15 protein-coding genes are annotated in these 18261 nt (G+C 67.4%); 10 read left to right on the plus strand and 5 right to left on the minus strand.

All coding sequences use genetic code 11. The annotated features are described in order from the left end of the window. Positions 1-52 precede the first annotated feature (52 nt). From DS837_RS12465 to DS837_RS12500, 8 genes are all read left to right on the plus strand, one after another. Positions 53-1015 (plus strand): LysR family transcriptional regulator, encoded by a 963-nt coding sequence (locus DS837_RS12465; protein ID WP_145623572.1) that lies wholly within the window; start codon positions 53-55, stop codon positions 1013-1015. Positions 1016-1058: 43 nt separating this feature from the next. Further along, complete coding sequence (locus tag DS837_RS12470) at positions 1059-1922, plus strand: putative hydro-lyase (protein WP_149165045.1); 864 nt, start codon at positions 1059-1061, stop codon at positions 1920-1922. 1 nt (position 1923) lies between these two features. Then, entirely contained in the window at positions 1924-2910 is a 987-nt protein-coding gene (locus DS837_RS12475) for a TRAP transporter substrate-binding protein (protein WP_149165046.1), read from the plus strand. Between the two features lie 158 nt (positions 2911-3068). After that, complete coding sequence (locus DS837_RS12480; protein ID WP_149165047.1) at positions 3069-3578, plus strand: TRAP transporter small permease; 510 nt, start codon at positions 3069-3071, stop codon at positions 3576-3578. A gap of 3 nt (positions 3579-3581) precedes the next feature. Continuing rightward, positions 3582-4883, plus strand: a complete 1302-nt coding sequence (locus tag DS837_RS12485) for a TRAP transporter large permease (protein WP_149165048.1) — start codon at positions 3582-3584, stop codon at positions 4881-4883. A gap of 11 nt (positions 4884-4894) precedes the next feature. Then, a complete protein-coding gene (gene pxpB, locus DS837_RS12490; protein WP_149165049.1) occupies positions 4895-5617 on the plus strand; it encodes a 5-oxoprolinase subunit PxpB in 723 nt (240 codons plus the stop codon). Beyond that, complete coding sequence (locus tag DS837_RS12495) at positions 5614-6711, plus strand: 5-oxoprolinase subunit C family protein (protein ID WP_149165050.1); 1098 nt, start codon at positions 5614-5616, stop codon at positions 6709-6711. The genes pxpB and DS837_RS12495 overlap by 4 nt, the downstream gene beginning before the upstream one ends. After that, the gene (locus DS837_RS12500) at positions 6708-7487 is read left to right on the plus strand and encodes a LamB/YcsF family protein (RefSeq protein WP_149165051.1); all 780 of its coding nucleotides are present in this window, start codon (positions 6708-6710) and stop codon (positions 7485-7487) included. Before DS837_RS12495 ends, DS837_RS12500 begins: the two co-directional genes overlap by 4 nt. Positions 7488-7497: 10 nt before the next feature. Here the strand turns inward: DS837_RS12500 and DS837_RS12505 are convergent, their stop codons facing one another. The 5 genes from DS837_RS12505 to DS837_RS12525 form a co-directional block, all read right to left on the minus strand. Then, the gene (locus DS837_RS12505) at positions 7498-7905 is read right to left on the minus strand and encodes a response regulator (protein ID WP_170295840.1); all 408 of its coding nucleotides are present in this window, start codon (positions 7903-7905) and stop codon (positions 7498-7500) included. After that, positions 7898-9475, minus strand: a complete 1578-nt coding sequence (locus DS837_RS12510; protein WP_149165052.1) for a sensor histidine kinase — start codon at positions 9473-9475, stop codon at positions 7898-7900. Before DS837_RS12510 ends, DS837_RS12505 begins: the two co-directional genes overlap by 8 nt. A 219-nt stretch (positions 9476-9694) precedes the next feature. Then, on the minus strand, positions 9695-11302 hold the full coding sequence (locus tag DS837_RS12515; protein ID WP_149165053.1) for a peptide chain release factor 3: 1608 nt from the start codon (positions 11300-11302) through the stop codon (positions 9695-9697). Between the two features lie 121 nt (positions 11303-11423). Then, a complete protein-coding gene (locus tag DS837_RS12520) occupies positions 11424-12437 on the minus strand; it encodes an aspartate-semialdehyde dehydrogenase (protein WP_149165054.1) in 1014 nt (337 codons plus the stop codon). A gap of 285 nt (positions 12438-12722) precedes the next feature. Continuing rightward, positions 12723-15221, minus strand: coding sequence for a glycogen/starch/alpha-glucan phosphorylase (locus DS837_RS12525; protein WP_149165055.1), 2499 nt, complete (start codon positions 15219-15221; stop codon positions 12723-12725). A 288-nt stretch (positions 15222-15509) separates the two neighbouring features. On the opposite strand from DS837_RS12525, the gene rimI reads away from it, so the two are divergent. Together rimI and DS837_RS12535 are read left to right on the plus strand one after the other, a co-directional pair. Continuing rightward, positions 15510-16715 carry a ribosomal protein S18-alanine N-acetyltransferase gene (rimI, locus tag DS837_RS12530; RefSeq protein ID WP_247889901.1) on the plus strand — a complete coding sequence of 402 codons (1206 nt, stop codon included), beginning with the start codon at positions 15510-15512 and terminating at the stop codon, positions 16713-16715. Further along, positions 16715-18196: a RimK family protein gene (locus tag DS837_RS12535; RefSeq protein ID WP_149165056.1), complete on the plus strand. Its 1482-nt coding sequence runs from the start codon at positions 16715-16717 to the stop codon at positions 18194-18196. The genes rimI and DS837_RS12535 overlap by 1 nt, the downstream gene beginning before the upstream one ends. Positions 18197-18261 lie beyond the last annotated feature (65 nt).

An 18261-nucleotide genomic window follows, 5' to 3' on the forward strand; every position in this document is an offset into this window, starting at 1 on the left:
CCATTTGGTAACAGACTGTAACAACGGCTATGGGATGCGGGGCGATTCGGCGATGCTGGACCTGAAGAACCTGGAAGCCTTCGTATGGATCGCCCGTTTGGGCGGCTTCCGAGCCGCGGCGGGACGGCTGAACACCACCCAACCGGCCATCTCCGCCCGCATCGCCCAGCTGGAAAAGGAGCTGGGCGTCCAGCTGTTCAACCGCGGCACGCGGCGGGTGACGTTGACGCTGAAGGGCATGGAGTTGCTGGACCATGCCGAACGGATGCTGACGCTTCAGGCCGAACTGGTCCACGCGGTCGCCGAATCGACGACCCTGCGCGGGCTGATCCGGCTCGGCGTGGCGGAAACCATCGTCCACACGTGGCTGAGCCGCCTGATCGAACGGCTGCACAACCGCTTCCCTCTGGTCAGCCTGGAGATCGAGGTCGACACCTCCATCCATCTGCGCAACGGGCTGCTGGCGCACGACCTGGACATCGCCTTCATGTTGGGGCCGGTGGCCGAGCCGGACATGCGCAACGAGGCGCTGAGCAGCTACCCCATGGCCTGGGTGGCCAGCCCGTCGCTGGACCTGCCCGCCGGGCGGCTGGGGCTGGCCGATCTGGCGCGCTACCCGGTCATCACCTTTTCCCGCCAGACCAAGCCGTCGGTGGCCATCCAGCAGATGTTCAAGCGGCCCGGCCTGCCGCCGCTGCGCTTCTACGGCAACAGCTCGCTCGCCAGCATCGTGCGGATGACCCTGGACGGCATCGGCATCAGCGCCATCCCGCCCGCGGTGATCGAACGCGAACTGGCCGAGGGGTTGCTGCGGCTGATCCCGGCGGAAGACCCGCTGCCCGACCTGGACTTCACCATCTGCCACCCGGTGGACAGCGACAACCCTCTGGTGCCCATCGTCGCGGACATGGCGCTGGAAATCGTTCGGGCGCAACGGCACGGGGCGCCGACTGATAAACGCCGTTTATCGCAAACGATCAAAAATGAAAATTTGACGGATCGGACGGATGCGTGAACCTTTAGGACGCAACAGTTTGGTCACCGAGGTTTTGCCCGCCATGCAGTCCGTGACCCCAAGCACCGCTTTTCCGCCCGGCGCCCCATCCGCCGCCCTGCTGGCGCGTCTGGCGATCCGCCGGGGAGAGCATCGCGGGCCCACCGCCGGACTGGCGCCGGGCCATGTGCAGGCGAACCTCGCCATCGTTCCCGCCGAGGTCGCCTCCGCCTTCGAGCGCTTCTGCCGCGCCAACCCGGTGCCCTGCCCGTTGCTCGCCGTGTCGCAGCCGGGCGATCACCGCTTCGCGGAGCTTGGCGCGGACCTCGACCTGCGCACCGACTTCCCGCGCTACCGCGTCTACCGCGATGGCCGGCTGGCCGAGGAACCGGAGGATTTGCTGTCCGTCTGGCGCGACGATCTGGTCGCCTTCGCCATCGGCTGCTCCTTCTCCTTCGAAGAGGCGCTGCTCGCCGCCGGCCTGCCCGTCCGCCACATCGAGCGCGGTTGCAACGTGCCGATGTACGTGACGGACCGGGACTGCGTGGCCGTCCCGCCCTTCGCCGGCCGGATGGTGGTGTCGATGCGCCCGATGACGCCCGACCAGGCGGAACGCGCCGCCGCGGTGACCGGACGTTACGCCGCCGTGCACGGCGCGCCGGTGCACGTCGGTGATCCGGCGGCGCTCGGCATCCGCAACCTGTCGCAGCCGGAGTTCGGCGACGCCGTTCCGCTCGCCCCGGGCGAGGTCCCCGTCTTCTGGGCCTGCGGCGTCACTCCCCAGGTGGCGCTCGCCGCCGCCCGCCTGCCCTTCGCCATCGCCCACAGCCCCGGCCACATGCTGGTCACCGACCGGCTGAACGCCGAGCTGGAGGGCGTGTCCCCTTCGGTCGCGCAACTTTTCAGACAAGAACAGGGAGCTTCATGACATGACCGCGATCACCCTGCGGACCCGCCTCGCCGCCGCCGCCTTCGGCATCGGCCTCTGCGCTACCCCGGTCACGGCCTTTGCCGAGACTTGGGACATGCCGACCCCCTACCCCGACACGAACCTGCACACCATCACGGTGCGCCAGTTCGCCGAGGACGTGAAGGCGGCCACCAACGGCAAGATCCAGATCACCGTCCATTCCAACGGCTCACTGGTCAAGCATCCGGAGATCAAGCGCGCTGTCCAGTCCGGTCAGGCCCAGATCGGCGAGGTGCTCATCAGCTCCTGGGCCAACGAGGATCCGCTCTACGGCCTCGATTCCGTGCCCTTCCTGGCGACCGACTTCGCCGCCTCGAAGAAGCTCTACGAGGTATCCAAGCCCTACCTGGAGAAGAAGCTGGAGCGTCAGCGCCTGAAGCTCCTCTATTCGATCCCGTGGCCGCCGCAGGGCCTCTACGTGAAGCAGGAGATCGGCTCGGTCGCCGACCTGAAGGGGCAGAAGTTCCGCGCCTACAACCCGGCGACCACCCGCATCGCCGAGCTGGCCGGCGCCGTGCCGACCAAGATCGAGGCCGCCGAGGTGTCGCAGGCCTTCGGCACCGGCATCGTCACCGCCATGATGACCTCCGCCGCCACCGGCGTTGACACCAAGGCGTGGGACTTCGTGAACGTCTATTACGACGTGCAGGCTTGGCTGCCGCGCAACATGGTGTTCGTCAGCACCGAGGTCTGGAAGGGCCTGGACGACGCCACGAAGAAGGCCGTCGAGCAGGCTGCCGCCAAGGCCGAGGCCACCGGCTGGACCGAGTGGGAGAAGAAGACGGCGGAGCTGAACCAGACCCTGTCCGGCAACGGCATGAAGGTGCTGACCCCGTCTCCGGCGATCAAGGACGGCTTCGCCGCCATCGGCAAGACGATGACCGACGAGTGGACCAAGGCCGCCGGCGCCGACGGCGAGGCGATCGTTTCGGCCTTCCGGAAGTAAGCGGCGCCGCTTGCCCCCTTCCCAACCTCCCCCCGCTGCGCAGGGGGAGGAGATTTAAACTCCCTCCCCTGCGTTAGCGGGGGAGGGCCGGGGTGGGGGCAATACGCCCACCACCAAAAAAAACTCCCCCGCCCGCCCTACCCGGAGGTGGTCGCGCCATGCGCACCGCATTGACCTTCCTTTACCGCACCGCCGAGATCCTGGGCGCGGTGTTCCTGGTGCTGATCGCCGTGCTGATCGTGTCCCAGGTCTTCGCCCGGCTGGCCAGCCGCATGGTGCCGGGAGCCGACGAGCTGGCCGGCTACTGCATGGCCGCCTCCTTCTTCCTGATGCTCGGTCCGGCGCTGCGCCGCGGCGCGCACATCCGCGTCGGTGTGCTGGTGGACCGGCTGCGCGGCGGCCCCCGCCGTGTCGTGGAGTTGATCTGCCTCGGCTTCGGCACGGCGCTCAGCGGCTATTTCGCGTGGTACTGGCTGCGCATGACCTACGATTCCTACGATTTCGGCGATCTGGGACAGGGCGTTCTGCCCATCCCGCTGTGGATTCCGCAGGCTGCCATGGGCGTCGGGCTGGTCATTCTGGTGATCGCCTTCCTCGACGACCTGCTGGCGGTGATCCGGGGGCGCGAGGCGTCCTACCAAAGCGCCGGCATGCAGAGCGAGGGCTGACCCATGGACCAGACGACCGCATCCATCGTCGTCGTGGTGACGATGCTCCTGATGCTGGGGACCGGCATCTGGGTGGCGCTGGCGCTGGCCGGCGTCGGCTTCGTCGCCATGGCGCTGTTCACCACCCGCCCCGTCGGCATGGTCATGGCGACCAACATCTGGGGCGCCAGCACGAGCTGGACCCTGACCGCCCTGCCCCTGTTCATCTGGATGGGCGAGATCCTGTTCCGAACACGCATTTCGTCCGACATGTTCAAGGGGTTGGCGCCTTGGACGGGCTGGCTGCCGGGACGGCTGATGCACGTCAACATCGTCGGCTGCACGATCTTCGCCGCCGTCTCCGGCTCCTCCGCGGCGACCGCCGCGACCATTGGGCGGATGACCATCCCGGAGCTGACCCGGCGCGGCTACGACCCGATGATGATCGTCGGCTCGCTGGCCGGCGCCGGCACGCTGGGCCTGCTGATCCCGCCCTCGATCATCATGATCGTCTACGGCGTGGCGGCGGACGTGTCCATCGCCCGCCTGTTCATCGCCGGCGTCATTCCGGGCATCGTGCTGACTGGACTGTTCATGCTCTATGTGGGCGGCTGGTCGCTGTTGAACCCCAACCGGGTGCCGCCGCGGGAGGCGCGCCAGAGCTTCGCGGAGAAGATCCGCGACACCGGGTCGCTGATCCCGGTCATGCTGCTGATCGTCGGGGTGCTCGGCTCCATCTACGCGGGCATCGCCACGCCGACCGAGGCGGCGGGCATCGGCGTTCTGGGGTCGCTGGTGCTGGCCATGGTCACCGGCACGATGAGCTGGGCGACCTTTCGCGACAGCGTGATGGGGGCGGCGCACACCTCCTGCATGATCGGCTTCATCCTGGCGGGGGCGGCCTTCCTGACCGTCGCCATGGGCTACACCGGCATTCCGCGCCTGCTGGCGGAATGGATCACCTCCATGCAGCTCTCCACCGCGGCGCTGCTGGTCGTGCTGACCCTGTTCTTCATCGTCATGGGCTGCTTCCTCGACGGCATCTCGATGGTCGTGCTGACGACCTCGGTCATCCTGCCGATGGTGCAGAACGCCGGGATCGACCTGCTGTGGTTCGGCATCTACATCATCATCGTGGTGGAGATGGCGCAGATCACCCCGCCGGTGGGCTTTAACCTGTTCGTCCTGCAATCGATGACGGGCAAGAGCATCTTCACCGTCGGCAAGGCCAGCCTGCCCTTCTTCCTGATGATGATCGTCATGGTGGCCCTGCTCTGGATCTTCCCGGGCATGGTGACGTGGCTGCCCTCGCTGATGATTGGGTGAGGAGCGGCATCATGGACGTCCGTTTCACCACGGCGGGCGACACGGCCTTCAACGTGGAGTTCGGCGAGGGCATCGACCGCCCCACCAACGCCCGCGTCATGGCTCTGCACGCCCGCCTGAAATCCGCCGCCCCGCCGGGCCTGGTGGAGACGGTGCCGACCTTCCGCTCGCTCCAGGTCGTCTACGACCCGATCGCGACGAGCCGCCGGGAGATCCAGGCCGCCGTCGAGGCGGAACTGGCCCACGCCGATGAGGCGCCGACCGCAGGAACCCTGTGGCGCCTGCCCGTCTGCTACGACCCGGATCTCGGCCCGGACCTAGTGGAGCTGTCCGCGTCGCTCGGCCTGTCGGCGGAGCGGCTGATCGCCCTGCACGGATCGACGGAGTATTTCGTCTACATGCTGGGCTTCATGCCGGGCTTCGCCTACATGGGCGACCTGCCGGAGGAGCTGGAGAAACCGCGGCGCAGCGAGCCGCGGGTCCGCGTGCCGGCGGGCTCCGTCGCCACTGCCGGGCGGCTGACCACCGTCTATCCGTGGGAGAGCCCCGGCGGCTGGCATCTGATCGGGCGCTGTCCGGTGCCACTCTACGACGGCTCCCGCCCCTCCCCGGTCCTGCTCGCCGCGGGCGACCGGGTGCGGTTTGAGGCGGTGGACCGCGCCCGCTTCGACGCCCTGTCGGCCGAGGCCGCCACCGGCCGCTTCGATCCCGACACGCTGAGGGCCACGTCATGAGCGCTTCCCGCCTCACGCCCTGTCTCACCGTTGTCCGGCCGGGGTTGTTCGCCACCATCCAGGACCTCGGCCGCTTCGGCCACCAGGAACTCGGCATGCCGGTGGCCGGCGCGCTCGACCCCATCGCCCTGCGCCTCGCCAACGCGCTGGTCGGCAACCCGCCGGGCACGGCGGGGGTGGAGATCGCCCTGCTCGGCCCGGCGCTGAAGGTGGAGGCCGACGGCGTGCGCGTCGCCGTCGTCGGTCCCATGGCGCTGAGCCTGGAGCGCGAGGGGCAATCGCCCCAACCCCTGGAATCCCACCGCAGCCACACGCTGGCGCGCGGCGACGTGCTGAAGCTGGGCGCCGTCACCGGAGCGGCGGTCGCCTATCTGGCGGTGGCCGGCGGCTTCGCGCTGGAGCCGTTCCTGGGCAGCCTGTCCACCTATGTGCGCGCCGGCATCGGACCGCTCGGCGGCAAGCCGCTGGGCGACGGGACGCGCCTGCCGCTCCACCGCAACGACGCCCCGCCGGGCGCCGACGTGGAGTTGCCGGAGCCGCCGGATTACGACGGCGGGCCGGTGCGGGTGGTGCTCGGCCCGCAGGAGGACCGCTTCACGGCGGAGGCGGTGGAGACGTTCCTGTCCGCCGGCTACCGCGTCGGCAAGGACGCCGACCGCATGGGCCTTCGGCTCGACGGGCCGACGCTGGCTCACACCGGCTCCGCGGACATTCCGTCGGACGGGCTGGTCACCGGCTCGATCCAGGTGCCGGGCAACGGCCAGCCGATCCTTCTGCTGAACGACCACCAGACGGCGGGCGGCTACGCCAAGATCGCCACGGTGATCTCCGCCGACCTGCCCCGCGTCGGCCGGCTGAGCCCCGGCGGCGGCCTCAGCTTCCGCGCCGTCACGGTGGAAGAGGCGGAGGCCATCCGGCGGCGCCAGGAACAGACCATCGCCGCCTGGGTCCGCGCCATCCGACCGGTGCGCCCGGCGGGCGGCGTCGATCTGGAGGCGCTCTACGCGGAAAACCTGGTGTCCGGGGTCGTCGACATCGTCAACGGCAACGGCGACATTCTGAACCAAGAACAGATGTGCGGGAGGGCACCATGACCATCACCGTGAACCTGAACGCCGACCTGGGCGAAGGCTTCGGCGCCTACGATATCGGCGACGATGACTCCATGCTGGGCATCGTCGCCTCCGCCAACATCGCCTGCGGTTTCCACGCCGGCGACCCGCTGGTGATGACGCGGACCGTCCGGAACGCGGTTGCGAAGGGCGTCAGCCTGGGCGCCCACCCCTCCTACCCCGACCTCCAGGGCTTCGGGCGCCGCCCCTTGCGGATGTCGGCGGCGGAGGTCGAGGCGATGGTCGCCTACCAGATCGGCGCGCTGATGGGCATCGCCGCCACCGCCGGCGGTTCCGTCACCCATGTGAAGGCGCACGGCGCGCTAAACAACATGGCGGCGGTCGACGAGTCGCTCGCCCTGGCGATCGGCCGGGCGATCAAGGGCGTCGATCCCTCGCTGATCTACCTCGCCACCGCCGGCTCGGAGATGGCGCGGGCCGGGCGGACGCTGGGGCTTCCCACGGCGGAGGAGGTCTTCGCCGACCGCGCCTATGACGACAACGGAAACCTCGTGCCGCGCGGTCAGCCCGGCGCGATGGTCCACGACCCAGACGTGGCGGCCGCCAACGTCCTGCGCATGCTGGAGGAGGGCGTGATCCTGTCGGTCACCGGCACGCGCATTCCCTGCACCGTCCATTCCGTCTGCGTCCACGGCGACGAGCCGAGCGCAGTCGCCATGGCCGGCAACCTGCGCCGCACGCTGGAGGCCAAGGGGGTCCGCATCGTCCCCCTGCCGGAGTTGCGGGACCGCTTCTAGGAAAAGGCGATCATGCCGGCCGCAGCTTCGCCGCCTGGGCGAGGCTGGCGAGCGTGTCCAGGATGATCTGCGGGCTGACCGGCTTGCGCAGCACCACCAGCGGCTGCCAGCGATCGGACGTCAGGTCGTCCTCTCCCGCCTCCATCGACAGGAAGCCGGTCATCACCAGGATCGGCAGCCCCGCGGCCCTGATCCGCAACTCGCGGATCAGGGCGCGGCCGTCCATCCGCGGCATGCGCAGATCGGTGATGACGAGGTCGGCGGGATCGGCGCTGTAGCGCTCCAGCCCCTCCTGCCCGTCCTGGGCCAGGGTCACGCGATATCCCTTGCGGGACAGGAAATCCTCCAGCGCCATGGCGGCCAAGGCTTCGTCCTCGGCCACCAGAACATGCAACGGAGCGATGACGGGGTCAGGCATGAGCGCGCTCCACGTCCTGAACGGAGGGATGGGACACCGGCACAATGATGGTGAATCGGACGCCGCGGCTTCCGTTCTCGTGGGTCACGTTCGCCGCGTCGATCCGCCCGCCCATCGAATCGATGATGCCATAGCCGATGGACAGGCCAAGGCCGGAGCCCTTCCCGACCTCCTTGGTCGTGAAGAATGGATCAAAAATGCGCGGCAGTACGTTCGGGTCGATGCCGCCGCCGTCGTCGGTGATGGTGATGACCGCCCGCCCGGCGGTCATGTCGCAGCGCATACCCACCGCGATCCGTCCGGCGGCCGGCGACCCGTCGGGGTCAGCGCGCCATTCCAGGATGGCGTCGCGCGCGTTGGACAGCAGATTGACCAGCACCTGCTCCAATTGCAGGGGGCGGCCGCGCGTGACGCAGTCGACGGCCGGGACGTCGCTCACGACCTCGATGTTTTCCAAGGCGAACTGGTTGGACACCAACTCGACGGCGGAGCGGACGCACGCCGCAGGTTCGAAGCGCTGGGTGGCGCCGTCGCGGCGGCTGAAAGTGCGCATATGGTCGATGATGCGGCCCATGCGCTCCGCCTGTTCCGACATGATGGTCAGCACCTTGTCCAGGCGCGCGGTGTCGGTGTCGCCGTCGCGCAGGCGTGACAGGGCGTTCTCGGCCCAGATCCGGATGATGTTCAGGGGCTGGCTCATCTCATGGGCCATGCCGGCGGCGAGCGTGCCCAGCGTCGCCAGCTTGGAGGTCTGGACCAGCTCCTCCTGAAGCCTCTTGCGGTCGGTGATGTCGCGGGAGCTGCCGAGGATCTGGACCACCCGCCCATCCTCGCCGCGCACCGGCACCAGGACGGTGTGCCAGGTGCGCCGCCCGACGGGAAGCTCCAGCGTCTCCTCATAATCGACCGGTCCGCCCGCGGCGACGCAGGCGCTGTAGCGTTCGATCACCGCCGCGGCGGTTTCCGGGGGAACGGCGTCGCGGACCAGCCGACCACGGATGGTCTCCGGGTCGATCCCCGTCGCCCGCGCGTGGGCGGGGTTCAGCGTGTCGAAGGCGAAGTCCCCGTCCGGCAGCACCGTGACGACGAACAGCCCCTCCGCCAGATTGTTGAAGAAGCTGGCGTAGCGCAGTTCGGCCTGGCGCCGGATCTCGATCTCGCGCTGGAGAGCGCCGTTGGCGTCGGCGAGTTGGGTGGCGCTGGGCAGCGCAAGCGCCTTGGGCATCTGCACCCACAAGGCGACGGCGGTCAGCACCGACACCATCGCGGTCAGCGCCTTGACGATGCCCTCCACGGCATAGTCGGGATACCACAAGGTCCACAGGCTGAAGAAATGCGTCGTGCCGCAGGCCAGGATGAAGGCGGCGAACAGCCAGACGATCCAGGTGAAGGCAACGTCGCGGCGCTTGACTACGAAATAAAGCAGCGCCACCGGAATCGAGTAATAGGACAGTCCGGTCAACACATCGGACACGATGTGCAGGGTCAGGATTTCCGGACGCCAGAACAGGCATACGCCGTGAGGCAAGTACGCGCTGGTGTCGAAGAAGGCTTCCACGCCACCGAACATGCCGCCCCTCTTTTATTCGGTCACCGTCCGCGGTCCAGCCGGGTCCGGAAACGCCGCCGTTTCTCTGATCTTGCCACAAAGCTTTAAAGCACAACGCCTTGTGGCACCATGCCGCGATGGCTGCGTCAGCAAACGCTACTCGAATCAGACAGGAGGAGCAACACGCGGAACGCGATCCCAGCGAATGGTCAGCGCGCTCCGCATGGCTTTGTATGAATGTTACGCGGCCGTGTGCACCTTGCGGTTTTGCTCGCGGGTCTTCAGGAAGCGCAGGGCCGGGAAATCTTCCTGCGTGCGGTTCAGGTGCCAGGCGTTGCGGGCCAGGAACACCAGCGCCCCGTCATGGTCCTCCGCCGCCGCCGAGCGGTTGAGGTCGAGGAACTTCTTGAGCTGCTCCTCGTCGTCGGTCTCGATCCAGCGGGCGGCGTCCACCCCCGCCCCCTCGAAGCGGGCGGCGAGACCGTATTCCGCCTCGATGCGGGCGGCCAGAACCTCGAACTGCAGCTGGCCGACCACACCGACCACCCAATCCGCCCCGGTCAGCGGCTTGAACACCTGGGAGGCACCCTCCTCCGCGAAATGCTCCAGCGCCTTGCGCAGGTGCTTCACGCGCATCGGGTCTTCCAGGCGGACGCGCTGCAGCAGTTCCGGCGCGAAGCTCGGCACGCCGGTGAAGCGCAGATCCTCGCCCTCGGTCAGCGTGTCGCCGATGCGCAAGCTGCCGTGGTTGGGAATGCCCATGATGTCGCCGGGCCACGCCTCTTCCGCCAGTTCGCGGTCGCGGGCCAGGAACAGCACGGCGTTGTTCACCGCCATCAGCTTGCCCGAACGGACATGCTTCAGCTTGGCCCCACGCTTGAACTTGCCGGAGCAGATGCGCACGAAGGCGATGCGGTCGCGATGGTTGGGGTCCATGTTGGCCTGGACCTTGAACACGAAGCCGCTGAACTTGCCCTCGTCGGGCTGAACGGAGCGCTGCTCCGCCGGCTGCGGGCGCGGCGGCGGGGCGTTCTCGGCCAACCCCTGGAGAAGCTCGCGCACGCCGAAGTTGTTGATCGCGGAGCCGAAATAAATCGGCGTCAGGTGACCGGCGCGGTAGGCCTCCAGGTCGAAGGGCGGCATCAGCCCGCGGGCCATCTCCACCTCCTCGCGCAGCTTCGCCACCGCGTGGTCCGGCAGCAGCTCGTCGAGGCGCGGGTCGTCAAGGCCATTGCACTCGATGCCGTCGTCGATCTCGTCACCCTTGGTGCGATCCATCAGGATCAGGCGGTCGCGGATCAGGTCGTAGCAGCCCAGGAAGTCGCGGCCCATGCCGATCGGCCAGCTCGCCGGGGTGACCTCCAGCGCCAGCGAGCTTTCGATTTCGGAGATGAGGTCGAAGGGATCGCGCGCTTCGCGGTCCATCTTGTTGCAGAAGGTGATGATCGGCACGTCGCGCAGGCGGCAGACCTCGAACAGCTTCAGGGTCTGGCTTTCGATGCCCTTCGCCCCGTCGATCACCATGACGGCGCTGTCCACCGCGGTCAGCGTCCGGTAGGTGTCCTCCGAGAAGTCCTCGTGGCCCGGCGTGTCCAGCAGGTTGAAGGTGCGCCCCTCGTAATCGAAGGTCATGACGGAGGCGGTCACGGAAATGCCGCGCTCGCGCTCCACCTTCATCCAGTCCGACTTGGCGCGGCGCTGCTCGCCGCGGGCCTTCACGGCGCCGGCCATCTGGATGGCGCCGCCGAACAGCAGCAGCTTTTCGGTGAGGGTGGTCTTGCCGGCGTCGGGGTGCGCGATGATCGCGAAGGTTCGACGCCGGGAAACAGCGTCCAGAAGCTCGGACATGCGCGTTCCCGTAACTCAGCGGTGCAGACAACGGCGAAGAGGGCCGGGAGGCGGAACGCCCCACGGCCCTCTTCGTTCGGACCTATAGATAGCAGCGAAGACCGGCCTGTTCCAGCCTGCCTTACAGGCTCAGCTCGGCGATCTGGACGGCGTTGAGCGCCGCACCCTTCAGAAGCTGGTCACCGCAGACGAACAGGTCCAGGCCGTGGTCGCCGAAGATCAGGCTGGTGCGGATGCGGCCGACCTCGACGTCGAACTGGCCCGTGGCGTTCAGCGGCATCGGGTAGACGCCGTCCGCCGGCACGTCCTTCACCACCACGCCCGGCGCGTCGGCCAGGACGGCGCGGGCGGCGTCTGGGGTGACCGGCGACAGCGTCTCGACCGTGATCGCCTCGGAATGGGCGCGGTAGGTCGGGATGCGGACCGCGGTGCAGCTGACCGGCAGGTCCGGGATCTCCAGGATCTTCCGGGTCTCCCAGGTCACCTTCATCTCCTCCTTCGTGTAGCCGTTCTCCTGGAAGGCGTCGATCTGGGGGATCAGGTTGAAGGGGATCGGGTGGCGGAACACGCTGTTGACGACCGGCTTGCCATCGAGCTGGTTGCGGGTCTGCTCCTCAAGCTCGGCCATGCCCTCCGCACCGGCGCCGCTGGTCGCCTGATAGGTGGAGACGATGACGCGCTTCAGGCCGAAGGCCTTGTGCAGGGGCCCGAGCGCCACGACGGCGATGGCGGTCGTGCAGTTCGGGTTGGCGACCAGCTTGGCGTCGCCCATGGCGTGGGCGTTGATCTCCGGCACGACCAGCGGGACGTTGTCGTCGTAGCGGAAGGCCGAGGAGTTGTCGATCACCAGCGCCCCGCCCGCGGCGATGGCCGGCGCGTGTTCCTTGGCGAAATCACCGGACACGGCGAGCAGGACGATGTCGTAACCCTTCACCTTCTCGACGTCGAACGCCACGAGGGTCTTCTCGCCGAACGGGGTCTCGACCGTGCGGCCGGCGCTGCGCTCCGACGCGAACAGGCCGAGTTCCGCGACCGGGAACGAACGGCGGTGAAGAACATCGACCATCTCGCGGCCGACAGCGCCCGTGGCACCAACGATGGCAACGCGGCGGGGAGAAGGAGAAGAGGTGCTCATGGGTGTGGTCCGTCCTTTGGTCTTGCCCGGATCGAGCGTGGACGGCGGCCCCGGATGCACCAAGGCCCCGTCCGTGTCCGGCGGGGCCTTCGTGGTGGGTGAAGCGTCTTACTCGATCAACGCACGCCACCAGCCGACGGCCCGCCGGAGCGGGTCGTTTTGGTAGTGGTGGTGGTGATGGCGAGCGAGCGATTCATAACCCGGTAGATAAACGAAAGGCGCGGGACTTGTAAAGCGCCCGCGCCTTCGCAACACAATTTTTGTCCGGTACCCGACGGGGCCGCGTCAGGTCTCGGTTTCGGCGGGATGCTCCGGCTTCACGGGATGCACGTCCCAGATCTCCGTCGCGTATTCCATGATGGTGCGGTCGGACGAGAACCAACCCATGTTGGCCGTGTTCAGGATGGCCTTGCGGGTCCATTCCTCCTGGTCGCGGTACAGGTCCATGGCCGCCTGTTGCGCCTCGCAGTACTCGGCAAAGTCCGCCGTCACCAGGAAATGGTCGCCGCCGTCGGTCAGCGCCTGGAGGATCGGATGGTAGCGGTGGGGGTCGTCCGGCGAGAAGACGCCGGTGGAGATCATGTCCAGCGCCCGCTTCAGGCTGGGGTTGGAGGCGATGACGTCGCGCGGGTTGAAACCGCCGCTGGCCCGCAGGTCGTTCACCTCCTCGGCGGTCAGGCCGAAGATGAAGATGTTGTCCTCGCCCACATGCTCGCGGATCTCGACGTTGGCGCCGTCCAGCGTGCCGATGGTCAGCGCGCCGTTGAGTGCCAGCTTCATGTTCCCGGTGCCCGACGCCTCCATGCCCGCGGTGGAGATCTGCTCCGACAGGTCGGCCGCCGGCATGATGATCTCCGCCGCCGTGACGTTGTAGTTCGGCAGCAGCACGATCTTCAGGTTGTCGTGCACCGACGGGTCATGGTTCACCACCTTCGCCACATCGTTGATGAGCTTGATGATGAGCTTGGCCATGTGATAGCTCGGCGCCGCCTTGCCGGCGAAGATCTTGGTCACCGGCACCCAGGACACGGTCGGGTTGTCGCGCATCTCGTTGTACAGCGCGATCGCCTGGAGGATGTTCAGGAGCTGGCGCTTGTACTCGTGCATGCGCTTGACCTGCACGTCGAACAGGCTGTCGACCTGCACGTCCACCCCGGTCTGGCGCGCGATGTAGGCGGCCAGCCGCTTCTTGTTCTTGCGCTTGGCGCGGCGGAACTCCTCGCGGAAGACCAGATCGTCGGCCTTCTCGGCCAGCGCCTTGATCTGACTGAGGTCCTTGATCCAGCCATTGCCGATGCGGCTGGTGATCAGTGCGGCCAGCGGCTGGTTCGCCTGATGCAGCCAGCGGCGCGGAGTGATGCCGTTGGTCTTGTTGTTGATGCGCTCCGGGAATTCCGCGTGGAAGTCGGCGAAGACGGTCTGCTTCATCAGCTCGGTGTGCAGGGCCGACACGCCGTTGACCTTGTGCGAGCCGAGGAAGGCCAGATTGCCCATGCGCACGCGGCGGTCGCCGCGCTCGTCGATCAGCGACAGGCGGGACAGCCGTCCGTTGTCGCCCACCGCCCGCGCCTTGGAGCGGTTCAGGAACTTGGCATTGATCTCGTAGATGATCTGCATGTGGCGCGGCAGCACGCGCTCCATCATGCGCACCGGCCATGCCTCCAGCGCCTCCGGCAGCAGCGTGTGGTTGGTGTAGGAGAAGGTCGCGCGGGTGATGTCCCACGCCTTGTCCCAGGTCACGCCGTGCTGGTCCACCAGCAGCCGCATCAGTTCGGCGATTCCGATGGCCGGGTGCGTGTCGTTGAGCTGGATGGCCGCCTTGTCCGGCAGGCTGTCGAAGTTGGAATGATGCTGCAGATAGCGGCGCAGGATGTCCTGCAGCGAGGCGGAGGTGAAGAAATACTCCTGCTTCAGCCGCAGTTCCTTGCCGCCCTCCGTCGCGTCGTTCGGGTAGAGGACGCGGCTCAGATTCTCGGTCAGCACCTTCTGCTCGACCGCCTTCATGTAGGCGCCGTCGTTGAAGTGGCCGAAGTTGAAGTCGCGCGTGGCGCGGGCCGACCACAGGCGCAAGGTGTTGATCGTGTCCCCGCCGTAGCCGACCACCGGCGTGTCGTAGGCCATGGCCAGCACGCGCTCGGCGTCCACCCAGCGGTAGGCGCGCTCGCCCACCGAATCCCGGAACTCCTCGACGCGGCCGTAGAACTGGACCGGGTACAGAACCTCGGGACGCGGGAATTCCCACGGGTTGCCGAACTGCAGCCACTGCTCCGGATACTCGACCTGCCAGCCATGCTCGAAGCGCTGCTCGAACAGGCCGAACTCGTAGCGGATGCCGTAGCCGTAGCCGGGCAGCGCTTCCGACGCCATGCTGTCGAGGAAGCAGGCGGCCAAACGGCCGAGACCGCCGTTGCCGAGCGCGGCGTCCGGCTCCGCCTCCACCACGTCGTCGAGATTCAGGCCGATGCGGTCGAGCGCCTGACGACACTGGTCGGTGATGCCGAGGTTGGCGAGGCTGTTGGTCAGCAGGCGGCCGATCAGAAATTCCAGCGAGAGGTAGTAAACGCGCTTGGCGTCCTGCTGGTAATAGGTCCGCGTCGTGTCCATCCAGCGGTCCACGAGGCGGTCGCGCACGGCCAGCGCCACGGTGTGGAACCAGTCGCGCCGGGTCGCCGCCCGCGCGTCCTTGCCGACGGAATAAACCAGCCACTCCAGAAACGAGCGCTTCAGCCCGTCGACATCCAGACTGCGGCGTTCGATCTCGCGGGACTTATACCGAGCGTCCATGTCTTGACTTTCTTCTTTCCAGGGCCAACTGGAGCGGCGGTTTCTTAGCCGGTCTTCCATCGGCGGCAGTTTCCGGGGTCCTTGGTTAAGCAACGTTTAAGTCGCTGCGGCCAACCAGTCGAAACGGCTAGGCCGTTCGTCCAGAGCAACAGCCGGGGCTTGCCCTTGTGCCAGACGCGCTGTGTCAAAACGAAGGCCACCTCCGCAGCGCGCCCATACCGGTAATCGCTGCGAAGCCCCGCTGGAGGGAGTAAGATGGCGTCCGTGTCAGCCTCTTTGAACCTCCCGATGCTCGACAATACCGAATCTGCGGACTCCCGCCAGGAGCTGCCCGGCGACGCCACCATCCTGCTCCGTCAGGCCCAGCCGGCGGACATCCCTGCGCTGCTGGCCATCGAGGAGCGGTGCTTCGCCACCGACCGCCTGACCCGACGTAGTTTTCAATATTTGCTCACGAAAGCCAAGGCCACAGGCCTTGTGGAAGTCCACAGCGGCACGGTCGTCGGCTACGCCCTGGTGTCCTTCCACTCCGGCACCTCGCTCGCCCGGCTCTACTCCTTCGCCGTCGACCCCGGCCACCGCGGCCAGGGCGTCGCCAAGCGGCTGCTCGCCGCGGCGGAGCAAGCGGCCCGCTCGCGGGACTGCATCTACCTGCGGCTGGAGGTGCGGCGCGACAACGCCGCGGCGATCGATCTCTACAAGAAGGCCGGCTACCGCGAGTTCGGCGTCTACACCGACTACTATGAAGACCATATGGAGGCGCTGCGGCTGGAGAAGCGCCTCGGCCACAGCGGCCCCAGCGCCCCGCTCGGCGGCCCCCTCGTCCCCTACTACCAGCAAACCCTGGACTTCACCTGCGGCCCGTCGGCCCTGATGATGGCGATGAAGGCGCTGAAGCCCGCGGAGATCGAACTGGGGCGGAAGCTGGAGATCCGCCTATGGCGGGAATCGACGACCGTCTTCATGACCTCCGGCCATGGCGGCTGCGGCCCCTTCGGGCTGGCGCTGGCGGCGGCGCGGCGCGGCTTCGCGGTGGACATCCACATCAAGGACAACGCCACCCCCTTCCTGGACAGCGTGCGCAGCGACGAGAAGAAGGAAGTCATGCGCATCGTGCACGAGGACTTCCTCGACGAGTTGGAGGGCAGCGGCGCCACCGTCCGCCACAACACCCTGACCGCCCAGGACATGGCCGACGCGGTGGCGGGCGGGGCCATCCCCATCGTGCTCATCAGCTCCTACCGGATCTATCACGAGAAATTTCCGCACTGGGTCGTCGTGACCGGTGCCGACGACCGCTTTCTCTATGTTCATGATCCGCTTGTGTACGATCGTCACCACGCTCACATCGACCGGATGAACATGCCGATCCCGAAAGCCGACTTCGAGCGCATGGCCCGCTACGGCAAGGCCCAGTTGAAGGCCGCCCTGCTCCTCCGCCCCCAGTGCTCTGATCGGGCCGCCGATGGGTCCACCGATGGGTCCGCCCACTGATGCCCGCGCATCTCCTGGTCGTCGATCGCCGGGCGGATGTGAAATGGGCGAAGGATGGCCTTCCGGTGGTCAGCGCCCGCGACTACATCGCCCACCCGGAGCAGGCGCCGCGCGGCGCGCGGGTGCTGAACCTGTCGCGCAGCTACCGCTATCTGGGCACCGGCTACTACGTCTCGCTGCTGGCGGAGGCGCGCGGCGAGCGGGTGATCCCCTCCGTCCGGACCATCCTGGACCTGTCGCAGAAGACCTTCTACCGCGCCCAGCTGGCCGAGGTGGAGGAGGCGCTGCGCAAGACCATCAAGCGGATGGACCACCCGCCGGAAGCCTCCTTCAACCTCATGCTCTCTTTCGGACACGCCGACGACGCCCGGTTCCAGGAGATCGCCCGGACGGTCTTCGACCGGTTCCGCTGTCCGCTGCTGAAGGTTCAGGTGCGGCTGAAGGAGGGCTGGACCATCCACGCCCTGGAGCCGCTGTCGCTGGCCGAGCTGCGGCCCGACCAGGAGCCGCTGTTCCAGGTGGCGCTCGATGCCTACACCCGCACCTCCTGGCGGGAGCCGGCGGCGAAGGCGCCGCCGCGCTACACGCTGGCCATCCTGCACAACCCGAAGGAGGAGCTTCCTCCCTCCAGCCCGCGCGCGCTCCAGAAATTCGTCAAGGCTGGGGAAAGCCTGGGCATCGCGGTCGAGCTGATCGAGAAGAAGGACTACGCCCGCCTCGCCGAGTTCGACGCGCTGTTCATCCGCGAGACGACCAATCTCGACCACCACACCTATCGCTTCGCCAAGAAGGCGGCGACGGAAGGCATGCCGGTGATCGACGATCCGAACTCGATCCTGAAATGCACCAACAAGGTCTATCTGGCCGAGCTGCTGCGCGCCAACCGCATCCCGGCGCCGAAGACGGTGATCTTCGACAAGCGCGGCCTGGCGACGCTGGACCAGGAGATCCCCTACCCCATCGTCCTCAAAATTCCGGACGGCTCCTTCTCGCGCGGTGTCTTCAAGGTGCAGACCCGCAGCGAACTGGAGGCGACGGCCGAAAGCCTGTTCGAGCAGTCCGACGTGATCCTGGCCCAGGAGTTCATGTACACGGAGTTCGACTGGCGCGTCGGCGTGCTGAACCGGCAGCCGATCTATGTCTGCCAATATCTGATGGCGAAGAAGCACTGGCAGATCGTCAAGCACGGCGGCAACGGCCGGGCCGAACAGGGCTCCTCCCGCACGCTGGCCGTCGACGAGGCGCCGCGTGAGGTCATCGAGACCGCCGTGAAGGCGGCGGGATTGATCGGGGACGGCCTCTACGGCGTCGACGTGAAGCAGAACGAACGCGGCGTCTTCGTCATCGAGATCAACGACAACCCCAGCATCGACCTCGGCGTCGAGGACGCGAAGCTGAAGGACGGTCTGTACCGCCTCATCATGGGCGAATTCCTGCGCCGCCTGGAAGCGCGGCCGCGCAAACCCGGCTCTGGACCCTAATTCCCCCTTTTGGGCAGTTCCGCCATCCGTTTGGGCGACCCCCGGATTCCAAACACTTCTCCTCC

The sequence above is a fragment of the Azospirillum brasilense genome, assembly GCF_008365405.1.
Classification (GTDB): Bacteria; Pseudomonadota; Alphaproteobacteria; order Azospirillales; family Azospirillaceae; genus Azospirillum; species Azospirillum brasilense_D.